The 15,090-nt window shown below is 51.2% G+C and carries 17 protein-coding genes, 1 tRNA gene and 1 riboswitch; of the genes, 4 read left to right on the top strand and 14 right to left on the bottom strand.

The window, feature by feature from the left end; genetic code table 11:
- The first annotated feature begins 18 nt into the window (after positions 1-18).
- Positions 19-203: riboswitch (cobalamin riboswitch) on the top strand.
- A gap of 63 nt (positions 204-266) precedes the next feature.
- Entirely contained in the window at positions 267-1,403 is a 1,137-nt protein-coding gene (locus tag E4T81_RS05220; protein ID WP_135042110.1) for a 5-methyltetrahydropteroyltriglutamate--homocysteine methyltransferase, read from the top strand.
- A 1-nt stretch (position 1,404) separates the two neighbouring features.
- Here E4T81_RS05220 and radC read toward each other — a convergent pair whose 3' ends face one another.
- Positions 1,405-2,103, bottom strand: coding sequence for a DNA repair protein RadC (radC, locus tag E4T81_RS05215; RefSeq protein ID WP_245207015.1), 699 nt, complete (start codon positions 2,101-2,103; stop codon positions 1,405-1,407).
- Between the two features lie 255 nt (positions 2,104-2,358).
- Here radC and E4T81_RS05210 point away from each other — a divergent pair.
- Both E4T81_RS05210 and E4T81_RS05205 read left to right on the top strand, forming a co-directional pair.
- A tRNA-Ser gene (locus tag E4T81_RS05210) sits at positions 2,359-2,445 on the top strand.
- Positions 2,446-2,704: 259 nt separating this feature from the next.
- Positions 2,705-3,733 carry a tyrosine-type recombinase/integrase gene (locus E4T81_RS05205; RefSeq protein ID WP_245207014.1) on the top strand — a complete coding sequence of 343 codons (1,029 nt, stop codon included), beginning with the start codon at positions 2,705-2,707 and terminating at the stop codon, positions 3,731-3,733.
- Here the strand turns inward: E4T81_RS05205 and E4T81_RS05200 are convergent.
- The 6 genes from E4T81_RS05200 to E4T81_RS05175 all read right to left on the bottom strand — a co-directional run bounded on the left by E4T81_RS05200 (position 3,728) and on the right by E4T81_RS05175 (position 11,327).
- Positions 3,728-5,662, bottom strand: coding sequence for a hypothetical protein (locus E4T81_RS05200; protein WP_135042106.1), 1,935 nt, complete (start codon positions 5,660-5,662; stop codon positions 3,728-3,730). The genes E4T81_RS05205 and E4T81_RS05200 overlap by 6 nt on opposite strands.
- Positions 5,659-9,873: a phage tail tape measure protein gene (locus tag E4T81_RS05195; protein WP_135042103.1), complete on the bottom strand. Its 4,215-nt coding sequence runs from the start codon at positions 9,871-9,873 to the stop codon at positions 5,659-5,661. Before E4T81_RS05195 ends, E4T81_RS05200 begins: the two co-directional genes overlap by 4 nt.
- Positions 9,874-9,985: 112 nt before the next feature.
- The gene (locus E4T81_RS05190) at positions 9,986-10,204 is read right to left on the bottom strand and encodes a hypothetical protein (protein ID WP_135042101.1); all 219 of its coding nucleotides are present in this window, start codon (positions 10,202-10,204) and stop codon (positions 9,986-9,988) included.
- Positions 10,205-10,342: 138 nt separating this feature from the next.
- Complete coding sequence (locus E4T81_RS05185; RefSeq protein WP_135042099.1) at positions 10,343-10,645, bottom strand: hypothetical protein; 303 nt, start codon at positions 10,643-10,645, stop codon at positions 10,343-10,345.
- Between the two features lie 32 nt (positions 10,646-10,677).
- The gene (locus E4T81_RS05180; RefSeq protein WP_135042097.1) at positions 10,678-11,103 is read right to left on the bottom strand and encodes a hypothetical protein; all 426 of its coding nucleotides are present in this window, start codon (positions 11,101-11,103) and stop codon (positions 10,678-10,680) included.
- The gene (locus tag E4T81_RS05175) at positions 11,100-11,327 is read right to left on the bottom strand and encodes a hypothetical protein (protein WP_135042095.1); all 228 of its coding nucleotides are present in this window, start codon (positions 11,325-11,327) and stop codon (positions 11,100-11,102) included. Before E4T81_RS05175 ends, E4T81_RS05180 begins: the two co-directional genes overlap by 4 nt.
- Positions 11,328-11,927: 600 nt before the next feature.
- Between E4T81_RS05175 and E4T81_RS05170 the strand changes: the two genes are divergently transcribed.
- The gene (locus E4T81_RS05170) at positions 11,928-12,329 is read left to right on the top strand and encodes a DUF5053 domain-containing protein (RefSeq protein ID WP_135042093.1); all 402 of its coding nucleotides are present in this window, start codon (positions 11,928-11,930) and stop codon (positions 12,327-12,329) included.
- A gap of 118 nt (positions 12,330-12,447) precedes the next feature.
- Here the strand turns inward: E4T81_RS05170 and E4T81_RS05165 are convergent, their stop codons facing one another.
- The 7 genes from E4T81_RS05165 to E4T81_RS05140 all read right to left on the bottom strand — a co-directional run bounded on the left by E4T81_RS05165 (position 12,448) and on the right by E4T81_RS05140 (position 15,075).
- Positions 12,448-12,855, bottom strand: coding sequence for a type II toxin-antitoxin system HicB family antitoxin (locus tag E4T81_RS05165; protein WP_135042091.1), 408 nt, complete (start codon positions 12,853-12,855; stop codon positions 12,448-12,450).
- 85 nt (positions 12,856-12,940) lie between these two features.
- On the bottom strand, positions 12,941-13,129 hold the full coding sequence (locus E4T81_RS05160; protein ID WP_135042089.1) for a type II toxin-antitoxin system HicA family toxin: 189 nt from the start codon (positions 13,127-13,129) through the stop codon (positions 12,941-12,943).
- 234 nt (positions 13,130-13,363) lie between these two features.
- On the bottom strand, positions 13,364-13,618 hold the full coding sequence (locus E4T81_RS05155) for a DUF5053 domain-containing protein (RefSeq protein ID WP_135042087.1): 255 nt from the start codon (positions 13,616-13,618) through the stop codon (positions 13,364-13,366).
- Positions 13,619-13,668: 50 nt separating this feature from the next.
- On the bottom strand, positions 13,669-13,824 hold the full coding sequence (locus tag E4T81_RS15595; RefSeq protein WP_167761718.1) for a hypothetical protein: 156 nt from the start codon (positions 13,822-13,824) through the stop codon (positions 13,669-13,671).
- Positions 13,825-14,003: 179 nt separating this feature from the next.
- The gene (locus E4T81_RS05150) at positions 14,004-14,396 is read right to left on the bottom strand and encodes a hypothetical protein (RefSeq protein WP_135042085.1); all 393 of its coding nucleotides are present in this window, start codon (positions 14,394-14,396) and stop codon (positions 14,004-14,006) included.
- The gene (locus tag E4T81_RS05145; protein ID WP_135042083.1) at positions 14,393-14,788 is read right to left on the bottom strand and encodes a D-Ala-D-Ala carboxypeptidase family metallohydrolase; all 396 of its coding nucleotides are present in this window, start codon (positions 14,786-14,788) and stop codon (positions 14,393-14,395) included. Before E4T81_RS05145 ends, E4T81_RS05150 begins: the two co-directional genes overlap by 4 nt.
- A complete protein-coding gene (locus tag E4T81_RS05140) occupies positions 14,785-15,075 on the bottom strand; it encodes a hypothetical protein (RefSeq protein WP_135042081.1) in 291 nt (96 codons plus the stop codon). The genes E4T81_RS05145 and E4T81_RS05140 overlap by 4 nt, the downstream gene beginning before the upstream one ends.
- Positions 15,076-15,090: the final 15 nt, after the last annotated feature.

Raw genomic sequence — 15,090 nt, 5'->3', positions numbered from 1 at the left:
CATTCTGTCATAATGTATAATTTTGCACTCAGAAAAGGTTGCCCCGACAGGCATTAATAGGGAATCGGGTGAAAATCCCGGACAGTCCCGCTGCTGTAAGTTCTATCAAAGGACGGTGATACATATCCACTGAATTGACAATTTGGGAAGGGTTTGCCGCTCCGGAATAAGTCAGAAGACCTGCCTTCTCTTAAAGGTCGCGTGAACTCGTGGGTTAGGCACGCGATGCGAAAATATTTTTCAATTGGCAAACACATATATTTGTCATGGAAAAAGCTTTTCATAAATTCATGTCGGCATCAAGTCATGCCGAAGTAGTGGGCAGTTTCATTCTGCCTGAACGATTAAAGGAGGCACGGGCACGGCATGCCTCCGGGATAATAGATTCTCAACAGCTGAGTGCCGTAGAAAATGAGTGTGTGACAGAACTTGTAGCCCGTCAGAAAAAGGCGGGACTCTCGGTGGTGACTGACGGTGAATACCGGCGCATGCACTGGGCAAATGATTTCTTTTGCGGTTTAGCCGGAATTGATAAGGTAAATATCAGAGGAGGGCATCTTTATCAGTCGCAGGAAGTGTTGACCGATATAGTGCTTTTATCGGGTAAGGTCAAGTATAATCCCGCGCATCCGTTTTTTAGTCATTTCCGATTTTTGAAAGAAGTGGCACATGGTGCAGCAGTAAAGCAGACACTCCCTTCACCGTCGCAATTGTTTGTGACCTTGAAGTCTCATAACGGGAATGTAATCCATTATTACGGATCTGACAGTGAATTGGCTGCCGATATAGTGGATGCCTATGTGGCGACAGTAAAGACGCTGTATGACATCGGGTGTCGTCATGTGCAGTTTGATGACAATTCCTTGGGGCGCTTTTGCGACCCCGACTACATTGACCGCAAGATAATAAGCGGTATTGATGTAGAAAGCGAGATTGCAGGACTGATTGATATAAACAACAGGGTCATTGACAGTCTGCCCGGCGACATGTTTGTCGCCGCCCATATTTGTCGTGGCAATCATCATTCCCCGTGGGTTCCCGCGGGTGATTACAACCTGATAGCACCTTTTTTGTTTGCAGGCGTCCATGTTGACCGGCTTTTACTGGAGTTTGACATCACTCTTGACAATGACTTCTCTCCGCTCAGGTATCTGCCTGAAGGTGTCGAGGTTGTGCTCGGGCTTGTCGCTTCTCATCATCCTCAGATGGAAAATCTTGAGAAACTCGTTGAAAGCGTTTATGCCGCTGCTAATTATGTCGATATAGACAGAATCGGTGTTGGCCCGCGGTGTGGATTTCACAGCGACGAGATGACTGCGCTTGCCGAGAATTATCAGTGGGACAAGATCGGACTGATAATGGATACCGCAAAAAGACTATGGCAAGCGCCTGTGTTGTGTTGAACTATAGCCTGCCTTCGTCATTGTAGGAGTAATATGATGTAGGGCTTATGATAAGGTGGTCGAGCACTCTGATGTCGAGTAGCTCGCCACCGCTTTTTATGCGTCGGGTCAAAGCGTCATCCTCAACGCTTGGACGCAGGTTGCCCGACGGGTGATTGTGTACGAGGATTATCCCTGACACCACGTCGCCCTGTTCAAGGACCCTCTTGAACAGCAGCTTGTTGTCGACAACTGTGCCGGAACTTCCGCCCTGACTGAGCCTTACAGTGTCAATGACAAGATTTGAGCGCGATAGCAACACAATCCAGAACTCCTCATGGTTGAGCAGCTGTAGCTTGGCTCTCATAAGGTCGTAGACAGAGCTGCTTCCGGTGATGCGTGTACGCTCCGGCGGTTGCTCCGCCTGACAACGCATCCCGAGTTCTATTGCAGCCGCAAGAGATATCGCTTTTGCAGGACCGATGCCTTGATTCTCTTTCACGATTTCCCTGATACTTTTGCGCGCTATGTCGGAGAGCCTGCCGTTATTGCGTGCTATCAGTTCCTGGCTCATGGTAAGTACCGACTTCCCCTTCATGCCATTCCCGAAAATAATGGCGATAAGCTCCGCGTTGCTTAACGACCCGATGCCGTTGTGGAGCGCCTTTTCACGCGGTCGGTCATCGGCGGCAAGGTCCTCGATAAGAATATAGTCACGCATATGATGATGAATTTTGAGTTATGACGTAAAGTTACGAAAAATGTATATAAACACAACTGAAATCAAACAAAACTGCATATAAAATATTCAGTATCATGCATGTGTAAATTCTGCATGACTTCATGCGCAGCGTTGCTGCCTATTCCGTGACACCGACATAAAATATGTTGCAAAAGAAAAGTTTCAAAAAAGTTTGCAAATATCAAAAGTAATGTCTAACTTTGCACCGCTAAGTCAGAAATGACCCACGCTGAAGGAGAGGTGGGTGAGTGGCTGAAACCACCAGTTTGCTAAACTGACGTAGGAGCAATCCTACCACGAGTTCGAATCTCGTCCTCTCCGCTCAAAACAACGCAAGTCCCTGTAGCTCATCGAGTTGCGGGGATTTGATGTTTTTGACGTAGACAGATTGTAGACATAATGCGAGCTGCCGCATAGTATGAACCGACATTCTTTGTAGCTAAAGAATGTAAAAAAAATGTGCCCGGCACACAGACAAAAGACTTTTAGAAGTGAGGTTCTCCCGTTCACTTACCCGAGGCTCCATACCGGCAAAAAATGGTATGTTGATTTTAATTCCTATGACCCTGCGGAGGGTAGGATGAAGCGAAAGAAGTATCACCTTGACGGCATAAAGAAGATTACCGACCGCCGGCGACGCGCCTCTGAATTAATCGAGCGGATAACGTTGATGCTGCGCCAGGGATGGTCGCCATGGGTGGGTGAAAACGATAGCAGGAACTATATCCCCATCGAGCGGGCAGTTGAAAGATACAGGAAATATCTTGAAAAAATCCCCAAATACAGCACACAAAAAAGCTATACATCTTTTCTTAATCAGCTGATGTCCTATATGGACGGGCTTTTACTGAAGCCCAAATACATCTATCAGATGGACGTGGGATTCTTCGCCGAGTTCCTTGATTTTCTCTATTATGACAAGGAGGTCTCGGCAAGGACCAGGAATAACTACCGCATATGGTGTTCATCGCTGATGGCGTTCTTCATGGAGCGCGACTATTGCAGCAGCAACCCTGTCGAGAAAATCAAGCCGATTCCGGAAGACCCGAAGAAGCGGCAGCCGCTCGACGGCCGCATGCTCCGGAGGCTGAGTGAATATCTTGAGAAAAATGACCCCATGATGCTGCTCGCGTGCAGGATGGAATATTACACATTCATCCGTCCCCAGGAACTTGTGTCGGTCAAGATTAAAGACATCTCTGTCAAGGAGCAGACCGTCTTCATCCCCGCCGCCAACAGCAAGAACAAGCGAGACGGTAAGGTGGGGCTCAATGCCGACCTCGTCAGGCTCATGGTCGACCTTGGTGTGCTTACCAAGCCCGGAGATTGGTATCTCTTCGGCGACCAGATGCGCACCTGTCCCACCAAGGGCAGCAGCGAGCAGTTCCGGCGCCGGTGGCTGAAGATACGAAAGGCGCTGAAATGGGGCGACGAGTATCAGTTCTACTCACTGAAGGACTCCGGCATCAGAGACCTCGCCAACAGTGCCGGCATCGTCGTCGCCCGCGATCAGGCGCGCCACTCCGACATCTCCACGACAAATCATTACCTCCAGGGGCGCGACCTTCCGGTACGCGAAGAGACCAAGACCTTTCACGGCGACTTATAGGAACGCCGGGAAGAAGTAGCCTGTAATCACCGGCTGTCTGCCCTCTGAATCGACAGTGACCTCCAGTCTCTCGCACGCATAAAGCCTGTTGCGGATATTGAAAAGATGCGTAGGATCCGGTATCGTGTCCTGTATGAACCTCACGCACATCTTCGCCTTGGTGTAAATGGAGACACGCCCTCCCAATGCGTTTTCCCCGAGGTTATGCGAGCCCTTGTGCAGCAGCAGCCCCAGTGAGTCGCCCCGGTGTTCGCAGCTCACATCCCCGCCTTCATAGCATATCCACCGCTCGCGGAGCGACGGGTCCGGGTAGTCTACCGTCAGCCATTCCCCCGGGGCATCCCCCGCCTTGGCAACGGCAGCCACCATCCCGCCCTCGAGGGCGATGTAGGCTACATCGTCCTTTGTCTCCGGTCCGCTGTCCTCGCCGTCGATGATGTCCTCAAGGCTCGGGGCTACATACCTGTACTGGTCCCGGTCGGGTCTCGCGAGGATGTCGTGAGTGCCGGGCGCTTTTTCGGAGGCGTATACGTAATACCCTCCGCCCCTTTGGTCGACATAACAGGCGACATCGATCTGATGTTCGTGGTAGGAGCATGGCACGAACTTCAGGGATATTTCGGAGGCATCGCGCCCGGAGTCGGTCACACGCGGTGCAAACTGGTTGACCTGCACGAGGGCGGGGCGTTCAAACCGTTCGGAGAAATAGATATATTCCCTTCCGTCCCTGCATTTGAATATTGTGCCTTTATATCCCGCTTTCTGTTGGTCTGACAACGTGCTCCACCAGAAGCGAAGCTCCATGAGGCTTGCGTGTGACTCGTCGATATTCGCGACCTCTGTCACAGAGCTGTCAAGCAGGTCACAGGGGTCATGCTCGAACGAGGCGAAAGCGACATTGCTTGTCGACACATCTGCAGCCTCCTCGTCATCCATGTCGCATGAATACTCGTCGATCACCCTTCCTATGGACTGGATGGTGGAGTCATCCGCATAAAATGCCGACCGCGGCACGAGCTTCATTGTGTCGCCCGACTTATGCGCGACCACCCCGAAAGCCTCGCGCACATACTGCCAGAACTCGGCTACCGTCCAGTGAGGCAGGACATATGCTACGGGGCAGTTAGGGACGGTGTTTGCTATGAATATCTTGCGTAAAAACGTGTCGGTGTACATCCCGTTGTCCTCCTTGCTCAGGGTGCATCCCGTGGCCTCCGCCACGAGCTGGCATATCCACCACAGCTTAGGCTGAATAGTCCTGTATGACATGCGGGAGTCGGTCTCGTGAGCTGCCGGGTCAGGTCTGACGTTGACCATGCCGTAATGCACCGTGCCGCTCTTGTCCTGATAAAACAGGTAGTCGTTGGCAATCCTGTCGGTGTTGGTGTTCATCACCGGATAGCGCACCCATCTGCCCTCGGGGTCATGATATGTGACACCCTCCGGCGCCGTGTCTGTGCCCGTGTCTCCGGTCGACCCCGGGTTACGGTCACCCGAGGTCGACCCCCATGACCCGTTTCCTCCGGAACCGCCCGCCCCGGGTGCGGTGACATCCTCCGTGCGTATTGCCCCCAGGCTGAGCTCGTCGACATATATACCGTCGGTCGCCGACTCGTAGTTATAGGCAGTGCGGTCGCCAAGCAGCTGCACCTTGACCGAAGAGTCGGTCACAGCCGTGACAACGGCGCTGCCGTCGAGCAGCACCACATTGTCCACAGTCAGCCGCGCCGCATATTCGTCAGGCTCCTTGTTTGAGTCCATCCTGTTGAGCTGCCCGAAGATGTCGGAGTTACGGGCGTCGGTCACCGGGATCTCAAAGTCATAGGAGAAACTGTCGGAGTCGGTGAAAAACGGGTTGGCTACCGTAATCTTTAATGAAAGTCCCTCTTTAAGCGCCACCGGCTTCCCGTTGATAGAAAGTTCTGTCATACCTTTGTCCTTTTGATTGTCTTTTGAAAATTCCTGTATTTGCGGTCAAATCCATTCTCGCCATCCATCACCATGTAGGCGGGGAGTCCTTCGCTGATCAGGTCAGCCAGGCGGTCGATAGCTTTCCTTGATGCTGCCGTCACGCCATATAGATTAGAGAGCGCCTCGCCCATATTCCCGGACTCTGAGGGAGAAGAGCCGCCCCCTCTCGCGCTCACCCCCGGGCTTCTGCCGAGGGCATGGCTCACGTCATCGGCTGTAAGCGAGCCCACAGTGTTACTTCTCTGGGCGCGGTCGATGAGCCGCAGCACAGGCGCTATAGCGGGGTTAGCCACAGCCTTGTGATTGGCTACAAACTCGTTGGCATGCACAACGCCCACCTCCCTGCGGTTGTCAGGGTCACGCGAGGTGAAGCCTCCGGCGAAATAGCCTGCCGCCTGAGCCTCATGCTGCTTCTTGATGGTGGCAACCTGCACCATTCCGGCGGCAATCGCCATGGCAGCGGCGGCGGCAGCCAGTGCGGGCCCCACTACCGGGATCTCCACCATAGCCCCGTAAGCCCCGAGGGCATTGGTCGCTGTCTGTGCGATAGCCTGGGCAAGCTCCATCTTCATGGCTCGGTCATTGTATCTTTTCTTTATTCGGGCAATCTCCTCCTCCTTCTGGCGTTCCAGTTTCGCGGTCTTCCTGGTGTTGTTGCCCGCCGCCTCTATCTCACGGTCATAGCGGCTCTCTATCTTCGCCAGTTCCGCGTCCTGACATGCCTGCATGTAGGAGGTCGCCATGCTCAATCCCGCCGACACTGCGGCAAGCGATGACGTGGCGGCACCTTGGAAACGCTCCCAGAAAGAATCATTGTCATAGGTCACATTGTCAAACAGGTCGTGAAACGACTGATACAGATCCATGATGATACGGTCAAACTCCCCGGTGCTTGTGTATGCCCCGTCAAGCAGTTCCTCCCATTTGTCGCTGCGCTTGGCGTCAAATGCCTCGGCACGTGCCTTTTCCCTGTCCTCCTTCCGATACTTCTTCTTTATCTCCGCGAGCGCCTTCTGATATTGCTCCTCGCTGATAAGACCTTGTTTATGTAGCTCTTCAAGGATGGCGATCTCGGCCTGTTCGCGAAATGACCCCGACGACTTGCCGAAACGCTCGATAAACTGCATGTAAGCCTCGGCGGTCTCCCTCCGCTTTGCGTTACGGTCATCGGCAAGTCGTTTTTCAAGCTCCGCCTCTACCGACAGATACTCCTCCGACCCCTCTTCATAAAGCTTCAGTTTTGCCTGAAGATACTCGACATCGGCATCGAGCAGACGCTTGTCAAGTGCCTTCTGATTTTGAAACGCCGCAGAGCGCGGGTCGAAAAAATCGGAAGTGGCGTTGTCGGCGGCGGTAGCCCTGTTGCGGTCAAGAGTCTTTATGTCAAGCTTGCGCATCGACTCGACATGCTTCCTCTTTGTCTCTTCCTCTTCCCGGAGAAGTGATGCGTATTCGGCACTCTCTTCCTGATGGCGGTCTGTGTAGACCTTTTTGCGCCCTTTCAGATACTCGTCATCAGCAGCAGCCATGCGTGTAAGATACTCGCGGTAGTCGATGCCGGCGGTGGAGTAAAGAGCCGTGGTCTCTGCCACCGACTTCTGATAGATGGCTTTCTCTTCATCGAGAGCCTTCTTTAGTTCTTCCTTCCGTTTCCGCTCGGCCTCGCGCTCAGCCTTCTCGCGCGCCTTGCGCTGCTTGTCAGTCTCGCCGAGCTGCGGGGTCACGGTCGGCGTGGCGGTCAGACTGGTTTTGCGAGAGTCCTCAAGAGCTTTGTCAGACAGACCGCCGCGCTCCTTCAACTCCTCGTTAGCCTTGGTAATTTCTGCGCGCTGGTCATAGAGGTCGGATATCTCTTGTCGAATCTGCTTTTCTTGTTTAGAAAGTTCCTCGACCTGTTTTTTTGCCACCTCTTTCGATATGCTCGACCCTTCCCAATCTACCTGAGACTCCAAGTCTTGCAGGGTCTTATACCACGCCTGGGACTGCTCCCTGATTTCTTCCCTGCGGGCTTCAGCTTCGGCGATTTTCTTGTCGAGGTCATATTCGGCATCTTCATTCTCTATGATTTTGTCGGCATAGGCTCGTACCCTCGCAGCCTGAAGAATCGAGGTCACGAGCTTGTCGTAAGCGTCCTTGGTGTCTCCGACCATAATTTGCTCAGTCGACAGCTTCCCGAAATAGTCGTGGTACTGCCTTTTCAAGGACTCGACAGCTTCAAGCCTTTCCTTGCGAGACCGGTTTTCATCTTTGGCGGCATTGACAAGAGCATCAATATTCTTGATTTCCTTGCGTGCCGCCTTTTCGTGGTCTTCGGCGACTTTACGGAGTGACTGCCGGTATTCCCCCTGTTTCCGGCGCAGTTCTTCCTGCTCTTTTGTAGTCTTGTCGACTGACTCTTTATACATTCCGAAAGCGATAGCAGCTGTCGTCAATACCGCGATGACCGCGCCTACGGGGTTTGATGCACATGCGGCATTAAACGCCTTCATTGCTATTGATGCCTTTATTGTATTTCCTGTAAAGGTGTTCCATGCAAACGATGCAAGATTCACTACTGCAGTCCCTGTTGCGGTTAGGGCTGTGGTAATTTTAGTGATGCCGTTGAGTAAACTATGTGCGGCTGCCGCTCCCTTGACATAGATGATATAGCCTGCATATGCTGCCGCCAAAGTCAGCAATGCACGCTTATTCTTTTCAATGAAATCAATGACATCGGGCAAAGACCCGATTAGCTTTGACTGCCAGCTTACGAGCATCTCCAGCGCGGGATTGAGTTTCTCAATAAGCACATTCCCTGCTTCCTCCATCTTGTTTTTCAGCTGAGCTTTTTTTGCCGCGAGAGAGTCGGAGTTGATTGCCGCCTGTTCCATCGCGACGGAAGTGCCGGTCACCGCCTCGGTATAGTCACGCAGCTTCTCAGTGTTGGCCGTGATGATGGAGGCGATGGAAAATCCCTCCTCGCCAAACATTTTCTTAAGGAATGCCGCGCCCCCTCCGACACTCTTGCTCTCCGCCTCGTCGACTTTCTTTTTCAGGTTGTCGACTGCGGTCATGAGCCCCACTACCTTTGGGTTGGTGTCGGCGGCTCCTGTCTGGAGCGTCAGGAAAAATTTCTTTAATCCCGTGCCGGCAATCTCACCCTTTACGCCAAACTCACCAAGAGTCTCTATAGAGCCGACGAGTTCCTCGATAGGCACATCCGCGGAAGCCGCTGCAGTACCGGATTTAAGAATTGCCGCCGCTTGTTGCTCCACATTAGCAGCTCCGAATTTCGAGCCGGCGGCAAGTACATTCACATATTTCGCCGCCTGGTCGGCTCCGGCACTATATTGATTAAGTGCGGTTGTTGTAGCGTCAACTGCCTGTTTGAGCCCCATCTGTGCCGCTGATGACAGGCGCATGGTCTCCACTGTGACGGCGTTAAGAGCCTCTTTGTCGGTGAGCAATTCCGGCTTGTTTGAGCCGACGAGCATGTATGCCTCAAGTATCTCCTTGCTCGATTGGGTGACACGAAGCCCGGTCTCGTCCATGGCGACGGAAAGCCTTTCAGCCTGTTTCGTGAGCCAGTCGATATCTGCGTCATCAAGGCCGGTCAATGCCTTGAGATTTTTTTGTGAGGCATCTTTCTCGGTGTAGCTTTTCTTCAGGTCGGCAAGTTTAGTATTGACGCGATTGATAGTATCGGACAATATTGTATAGGTTCCCCACCATTTGGTGAACACCCCGGCAACGCTTGAAAGCATGCCCCCTTGCGACTTGGACACTGTTCCCATCTCGATATTTACCTTCTTTAGCTCCGCCTGAGCGCGCTGCAGCTGCTTCACGTAGTTGTTCCACTCGCGCGAGCCTCGCGCCACGCGTCCGGAGTTAAGCTCCGCGTTAATCATCTTGATTGTGTTCCGGAGCTGCTTCGGCGTCGCCTTGTCAAGCGACACCATGGCGTCGCGTACGCGTTCGGCATTGGTCTGCAGACGGCGTATCTCCGAATTGGTCTTGTTTATCTCGCGGGTAAGCCGGCTCACCTCCTTGGTGTCGCCTGCCTTTGTCGCGTCGGCGAATGCCTTGCGCAGCTCGGTCGCCTTCGCCTTCAGCTTGTCAATCTTGCTTTCCGAGCCTGAGGTGTCGAGGTCGATGGTCACCTCGGCTCTCCTTTGTGTTGTCTGTGACATGGTTACGATAATTTATCATCGCTAAATTACCGGTCGGTTAAAAACAAAAAAAGACAGTCACACGACTGTCTTAAATATAATTAAACTGAAGTTAACTATTTAGTGCATGTGGCTAATCATACATCCCTCTTTTTCTTCCATCCTTATCGCGCCAATATTCTATAGTGAATTTTATACCTTCATATAGTTCAATAATCATATATTTGACTGCACGCACACATATTATGACTGCGGCAAATGCAAATATAGCTGCCCCCATAAGTATTATAATCCACAACAGAGTGCCGTCGGATTGGAACACGTAATGCAATGTTGTCATCAAGGGTGTCATGTCGATAATATTTATGTTCAGTTCAAATTTAACACTTTTATGTGAAAAATCCAAATATTTTGTAAGGGAAAAGACAGCCACGCATCGCGCGCGGCTGTCCTCGATATAAAAATGTAAAAAAAATGTGTCCTTTGCTTATCAGTCGGCTTGTTCCCCGGTAATCGCCCATAGCGGCCCGGATATAGGGTCGATAAAGAGGCTGTATCCGAGCGCCATCATCACCTCGGCTACTTCATTAAGAGAGATGTCACACATCTCGCCCACGCGGTTGCGAAGCTCGGCGGAAGAGAGGTTTTCACTGTCTGGATCGGGATTAGGGTCGGGTCGATCGTTGACAAGAGAGGCGGCAAGCACTCCCATCTGCACAGGCAGCTTCCCCTCGTTGACAAGATTGACTATTTCGTTGATTCTCTCTGTATATGTTGTTGCTTTAAGTTCCATATTTTAAAAGTGTCAGTAGTGTTAATGATAGATTACTTCTTCGATACATCGCTTCCGGAGGATTGATATAATGATGGTTCCTCCGCCCCGCAGTCACCGGGGCGGTTGCCCTTGGAGGATGTTCGGTCATGCGATACAGGGGTAAGCTGTATGGTGAAAGGGCGGTTGTCGGTCCATGCCTTGTCCCCGTCTTTAGTGCATACAAAAATTTGTGCTGAAGCCCAGCGGTGCAGCATACGCTTATCGGCAGTAAATCCGGTGGCATGCACCACCATCGGTTTCAGACGCGGGTTTGCGGCACACAATTCCTTAATCTTTTCCTCCAGGAATTGGGGGATTGACGAAGCCTCTTCGTCAAGAATTAGGGCGTTGTCATAGCGCTTGACCACGATGTCGGTAAGCAACTGCCCGAGCTTGGTGGTCGACTTCAGGATATTCAGGGTCACAAAATATTTCATATCTCGCCTCCTTCCTTGCTTGAGTGATTGACTGCTGCACACACAGTCACGAGCAGTGCGCAGAGGCAAGTGGCGACGGGTCGGTCGGCGATGGCGCATATCCATGCCCCGGCGGTTCCGGCTGCGGCTGCGAATGTTGATACCCGGCGCAGGGTGGCGCCACTGACTGTCACTTTCGGGAGATTTAAGGCTCTGCCCGGTGCCTTTAATGAAATCGCTTTCATTGCTTGTTTGAGTTTAGCGTTGTAGACAGAAAAACGGCTGTCATATCCCGTCGCTAAACTCAAACAAGCGTCGCCCCGAAGGACAAAGATGTTATTGGATATGACAGCCGTAATGGCTGTGTATGTATAGGGCATAAAAAAAGCCCTGACTTATGTCCGGACAATTGACCGATGCCCGACGGAAGCGATATACGCTCGTTTAAGTTTAGCACTGCAAATCTACGTCAAAGAATCGGATTGTGCAAGAGCAGCACAAAAAAAATAATCAAAAGCGAATTTTTATTGTCGAAAAACTTGCATAATAATCAAAAGAGTATTAAATTTGCATTGTCTTAAACGACATGAGTACTTTAACAGGTTTAAATGACCGGATAGAATTACTCAACCAATTGAGGTTCTATCTCCGAAACGAGCAAAGACTCCTTGAAGAGGGGTGGATGACCGAGTCGGACTTCTTGGAAACCGTGGAGGAAATCATCAGAGAGTATGCCGCGTTACTGTTAACCGAGAAGTGACAGCTTTGGAGTCCCGGTAACACGGGACTCCTTAAAGTACTCTAACGATTAAGACATTTTTTTTGATGATATAAAACGACAAGATATGAAACAGGAACTGCAAGACGCCATCGATAAGATTATCGCCCAGCCGACACTCTCGGCAGAGGAGACCGACACGCTCATGAACAAGGCATTTGCCCTCGCAGATACGCCGGAAGAGAAGAAGGAAGCGATGACCCGGCTGCGAGACGGGCTGCGTAGACGTAAGCGTCACGACGTGGATGTGAAGTCTATACTCGGCGATGCAGCACCCTATCTTAACCTCGCCCAGATTGCCAAACAATATTTCGACAAAGATCGTACATGGCTCTATCAGCGCATCAATCAGGCTAAGGTCAACGGCAAGCCGGTGGCGTTCACCGACTCAGAACTCAGGATATTATCCGACTCCCTTCAGGAGATAAGCAATATCATCCACCAAACCTCAATTAATTTAACTCATTAAGTTTAAGACGCCGAGAACGCCCGACATCACCCCGATGCCGGGCGTTCTCTTTATAAAAAAAGTCACCCTCACCGTGATGGCGAGGGTGTAACCAGTGCGAACAATGTAAAAGTGTAAATCAAACAAGCTGCAACTGGCTTAGCTCTTTACCGAATGCGTGAAGTGCATTCTGAATTTTTTCCGTTGTCCTGGCCGACGGTGTACGGTAGCCGGAGATGTACTGCGAGAGCTGTGCTGCAGAAATTCCCGTGAGTTTTGCAAGACCTTTGTACGAGATTAAATCCGCGTAATAGACAAGGAATGAAGGAAGGTCGTAGGAGAAAGCAAACTCCACTTCTTCAAAAGGCTTTCCCTCTTCCTTGAAGAAAGACTTCATGTCCTCATACTCGGTTTTAAATTCTGCAATAGCGTCACTGGCAGTAGCACCGTCGCCGTGGACGCCCCAGCCAAGATGATTGTCATCGGGCATGTATGCACCATAAGTGCCATCCTTGCCTCTTTCAATAAATACTCTCACTGTTTTCATACTATATAATATACTCTATACTCTGAATTGTTAAACAAATTTGGTCTCTTCCTGTCAGGAAGGGAGGGGCTAAACCCCCTCCCGTTTACTTAATCCCGGCATCGCGGAGAATTGATTTCAAAGTGCCTGACTTGACTTCTTCCGAGCCGTGGTTGCTTGTCTTGAAGTAGTTTCCGGTAATCGGGGAGTACCACAGCGGATGTCCGCCTCGTTGTCGACCCGTGTCCCGGCATCCTGCCTTGCGGAGTAATTTGTGCAATTCTTTATATTTCATTGTTCTCTCGTTTGATTTACGATACAAAGATAATGCTAAATTTTTATTTAGCAAAATAATTTACACAAAAAACATGATAGGAAAATATTTTTTATGTCACAGCCCATAAAAAACCGGCGACGCACTCACATGCGACAACCGGAATCACACATAAAAAGTCACCCCCGCCGAGATGGCGAGGGTGAGCGGTGTCCGCCGCCTTGATGCGGACAGTGTCAAATTAAACAAGGCATATCAGATTGAGTCGGCAGCCTTGCGGATACGGGCTGACAGGTCGCACAACGCCCCTTTGAGCTGTTGCGCCTCCTCAGGAGAAAAGCCCCCGACACCGCCGTTGCCATCGATTCCATCAAGCTTATGGTATAGCCATGAGCTTGACTTTCCGAAATAGTTACGGGCGATTTCACGCCAAGATATGTCGATTAATATATCTGACATCTTCTGTCTCATATCTGTGACGAGTGTCTTGTTTTGCATGATTGTTTCCATACTTTTATTGTTTTGTACCCTCCCTTTTTCAAGGGAGGGTTGGTGATTTTTTAGGGCAGGTCGGTCAGTTCGTCGACCAGTTGCTGAATGAAGTAGAGCAGTTGCGGATAACCGTTGGGATAACTGAGTCGGTAATTTCTGATTGCTCTTATCAGCTCTTCTTCTTTTTGAGAGAGTCTAATTCTTTCTTTTCTTCGTCGTTTCATTGTATTGCTTTGTTTAATTTGACAATACAAATATACTACGAATTTTCGTAGTGAGCAAATAAACAAGCGATTATTTTTCAAAAAAATGATGGCAGTAAAGAAAAAGCCCCGGCGACGCACTCACATGCGACAACCGGGGCAACCTTCTCTCCTTGACAGCAAAGATAGGCGTAAAATTTTTATCTGCGAAATTTTTTCGCGAGCCAAATCACTGCTACGGCAAGCACCGAGCCTACAAGCCCCAGGGCGAAGCCGCCATAATCCACCTTGACGCGCTCCCATCGCGACAGCTCACGCTCCACCGGATAGGGTACCGGCACCGAGTCAGTGCGCTCGACGTACACAGTGTCATGCACCTCTTTGGTGCGCTCGCGCCATCGGTCACGCCAGTCAATCACCGTGTCTCCCTTGACAAAGATAAAACGGGTGTCATTCTGTATCACCGTGTCGGTGAGCCATCGCGTCACCACGTCTTTCTCCGTCCTGACAGTCTCCACCGGCTCATACACCGTGCGGGTGCATCCGCATATCACAGCCGCCAGCAGCGCGGCAAACAATATGCACCGCGTCATGACGGATTACGTTTAGCCCTTTCGGGGTTGTAGCTTATGTGCAGCCATCTGAAATCATACTTCTTGCCGATGAGCTCAAAGTATGGCAGGTTCAAGTCTTGCACGAGCTGATACAGGCGGCGGTTGTCGACCGCGTTTCCGGTGGATATGTCGGCGGCACATCCTGTAAGGTGCATCGACCCGGACACTCCGCCGACTCTCCTGTTCAGTTCCGGACACCGGTAGCCCGATGTCACGGTTATCGGCTTGCCCCACGCCTCGCGCAGAGGGTCAAGCACCATGTCGACAAGCGCCGCGATGTTCCTGCGTGCGCTCTCCGGCGCCGTGTTGTCGATGCCGTGGCGGTAGGCTGTCTCGCTCCGCTCAAATTCCTGAAAAGAGAAATACTTCATTGTTCACCTCCTTTCCCTGTGGCGAGCTCGGCAATCTGCCGCCCCACCTGTTCTTTAAACCGATCAAGCTCGCTGGCGTAGTGCATCGAAATTCCCAGCAGCGAAGCCGAGAACACGCATATGATGCCAAACGCCGTCAGAATCGACTCATGAATCAGCCCCTCGGGCGGGATGTAGACGCAGAGAAACAGCATCACAAGCCCCGCCGTCATTGACACTATAGCCATAGTGTAGACAAGCACCTCCTTAAAGGTGAGTTTGTCAAATTCCTGTTTTAAATGTCTCATAAACCGTATAGTCTA

The sequence above is a fragment of the Barnesiella sp. WM24 genome, from assembly GCF_004570975.1.
Lineage (GTDB): Bacteria > Bacteroidota > Bacteroidia > Bacteroidales > Muribaculaceae > Muribaculum.
The sequence above is the reverse complement of the archived record's forward strand: the minus strand, read 5'-3'. Positions and strand labels throughout refer to the sequence as shown.

Excerpts from the sequence above, each read along its gene's own strand:
- E4T81_RS05165 (WP_135042091.1), bottom strand. The coding sequence starts at position 12,855 with ATGAAAACAGTGAGAGTATTTATTGAAAGAGGCAAGGATGGCACTTAT.
- E4T81_RS05140 (WP_135042081.1), bottom strand. The coding sequence starts at position 15,075 with ATGAGACATTTAAAACAGGAATTTGACAAACTCACCTTTAAGGAGGTG.
- E4T81_RS05185 (WP_135042099.1), bottom strand. The coding sequence starts at position 10,645 with ATGGAACTTAAAGCAACAACATATACAGAGAGAATCAACGAAATAGTC.
- E4T81_RS05175 (WP_135042095.1), bottom strand. The coding sequence starts at position 11,327 with ATGAAAGCGATTTCATTAAAGGCACCGGGCAGAGCCTTAAATCTCCCG.
- E4T81_RS05155 (WP_135042087.1), bottom strand. The coding sequence starts at position 13,618 with ATGGAAACAATCATGCAAAACAAGACACTCGTCACAGATATGAGACAG.
- E4T81_RS05150 (WP_135042085.1), bottom strand. The coding sequence starts at position 14,396 with ATGACGCGGTGCATATTGTTTGCCGCGCTGCTGGCGGCTGTGATATGC.
- E4T81_RS05200 (WP_135042106.1), bottom strand. The coding sequence starts at position 5,662 with ATGACAGAACTTTCTATCAACGGGAAGCCGGTGGCGCTTAAAGAGGGA.
- E4T81_RS05170 (WP_135042093.1), top strand. The coding sequence starts at position 11,928 with ATGAAACAGGAACTGCAAGACGCCATCGATAAGATTATCGCCCAGCCG.
- E4T81_RS05160 (WP_135042089.1), bottom strand. The coding sequence starts at position 13,129 with ATGAAATATAAAGAATTGCACAAATTACTCCGCAAGGCAGGATGCCGG.
- E4T81_RS05145 (WP_135042083.1), bottom strand. The coding sequence starts at position 14,788 with ATGAAGTATTTCTCTTTTCAGGAATTTGAGCGGAGCGAGACAGCCTAC.
- radC (WP_245207015.1), bottom strand. The coding sequence starts at position 2,103 with ATGCGTGACTATATTCTTATCGAGGACCTTGCCGCCGATGACCGACCG.
- E4T81_RS05195 (WP_135042103.1), bottom strand. The coding sequence starts at position 9,873 with ATGTCACAGACAACACAAAGGAGAGCCGAGGTGACCATCGACCTCGAC.
- E4T81_RS15595 (WP_167761718.1), bottom strand. The coding sequence starts at position 13,824 with ATGAAACGACGAAGAAAAGAAAGAATTAGACTCTCTCAAAAAGAAGAA.
- E4T81_RS05190 (WP_135042101.1), bottom strand. The coding sequence starts at position 10,204 with ATGACACCCTTGATGACAACATTGCATTACGTGTTCCAATCCGACGGC.
- E4T81_RS05205 (WP_245207014.1), top strand. The coding sequence starts at position 2,705 with ATGAAGCGAAAGAAGTATCACCTTGACGGCATAAAGAAGATTACCGAC.
- E4T81_RS05180 (WP_135042097.1), bottom strand. The coding sequence starts at position 11,103 with ATGAAATATTTTGTGACCCTGAATATCCTGAAGTCGACCACCAAGCTC.
- E4T81_RS05220 (WP_135042110.1), top strand. The coding sequence starts at position 267 with ATGGAAAAAGCTTTTCATAAATTCATGTCGGCATCAAGTCATGCCGAA.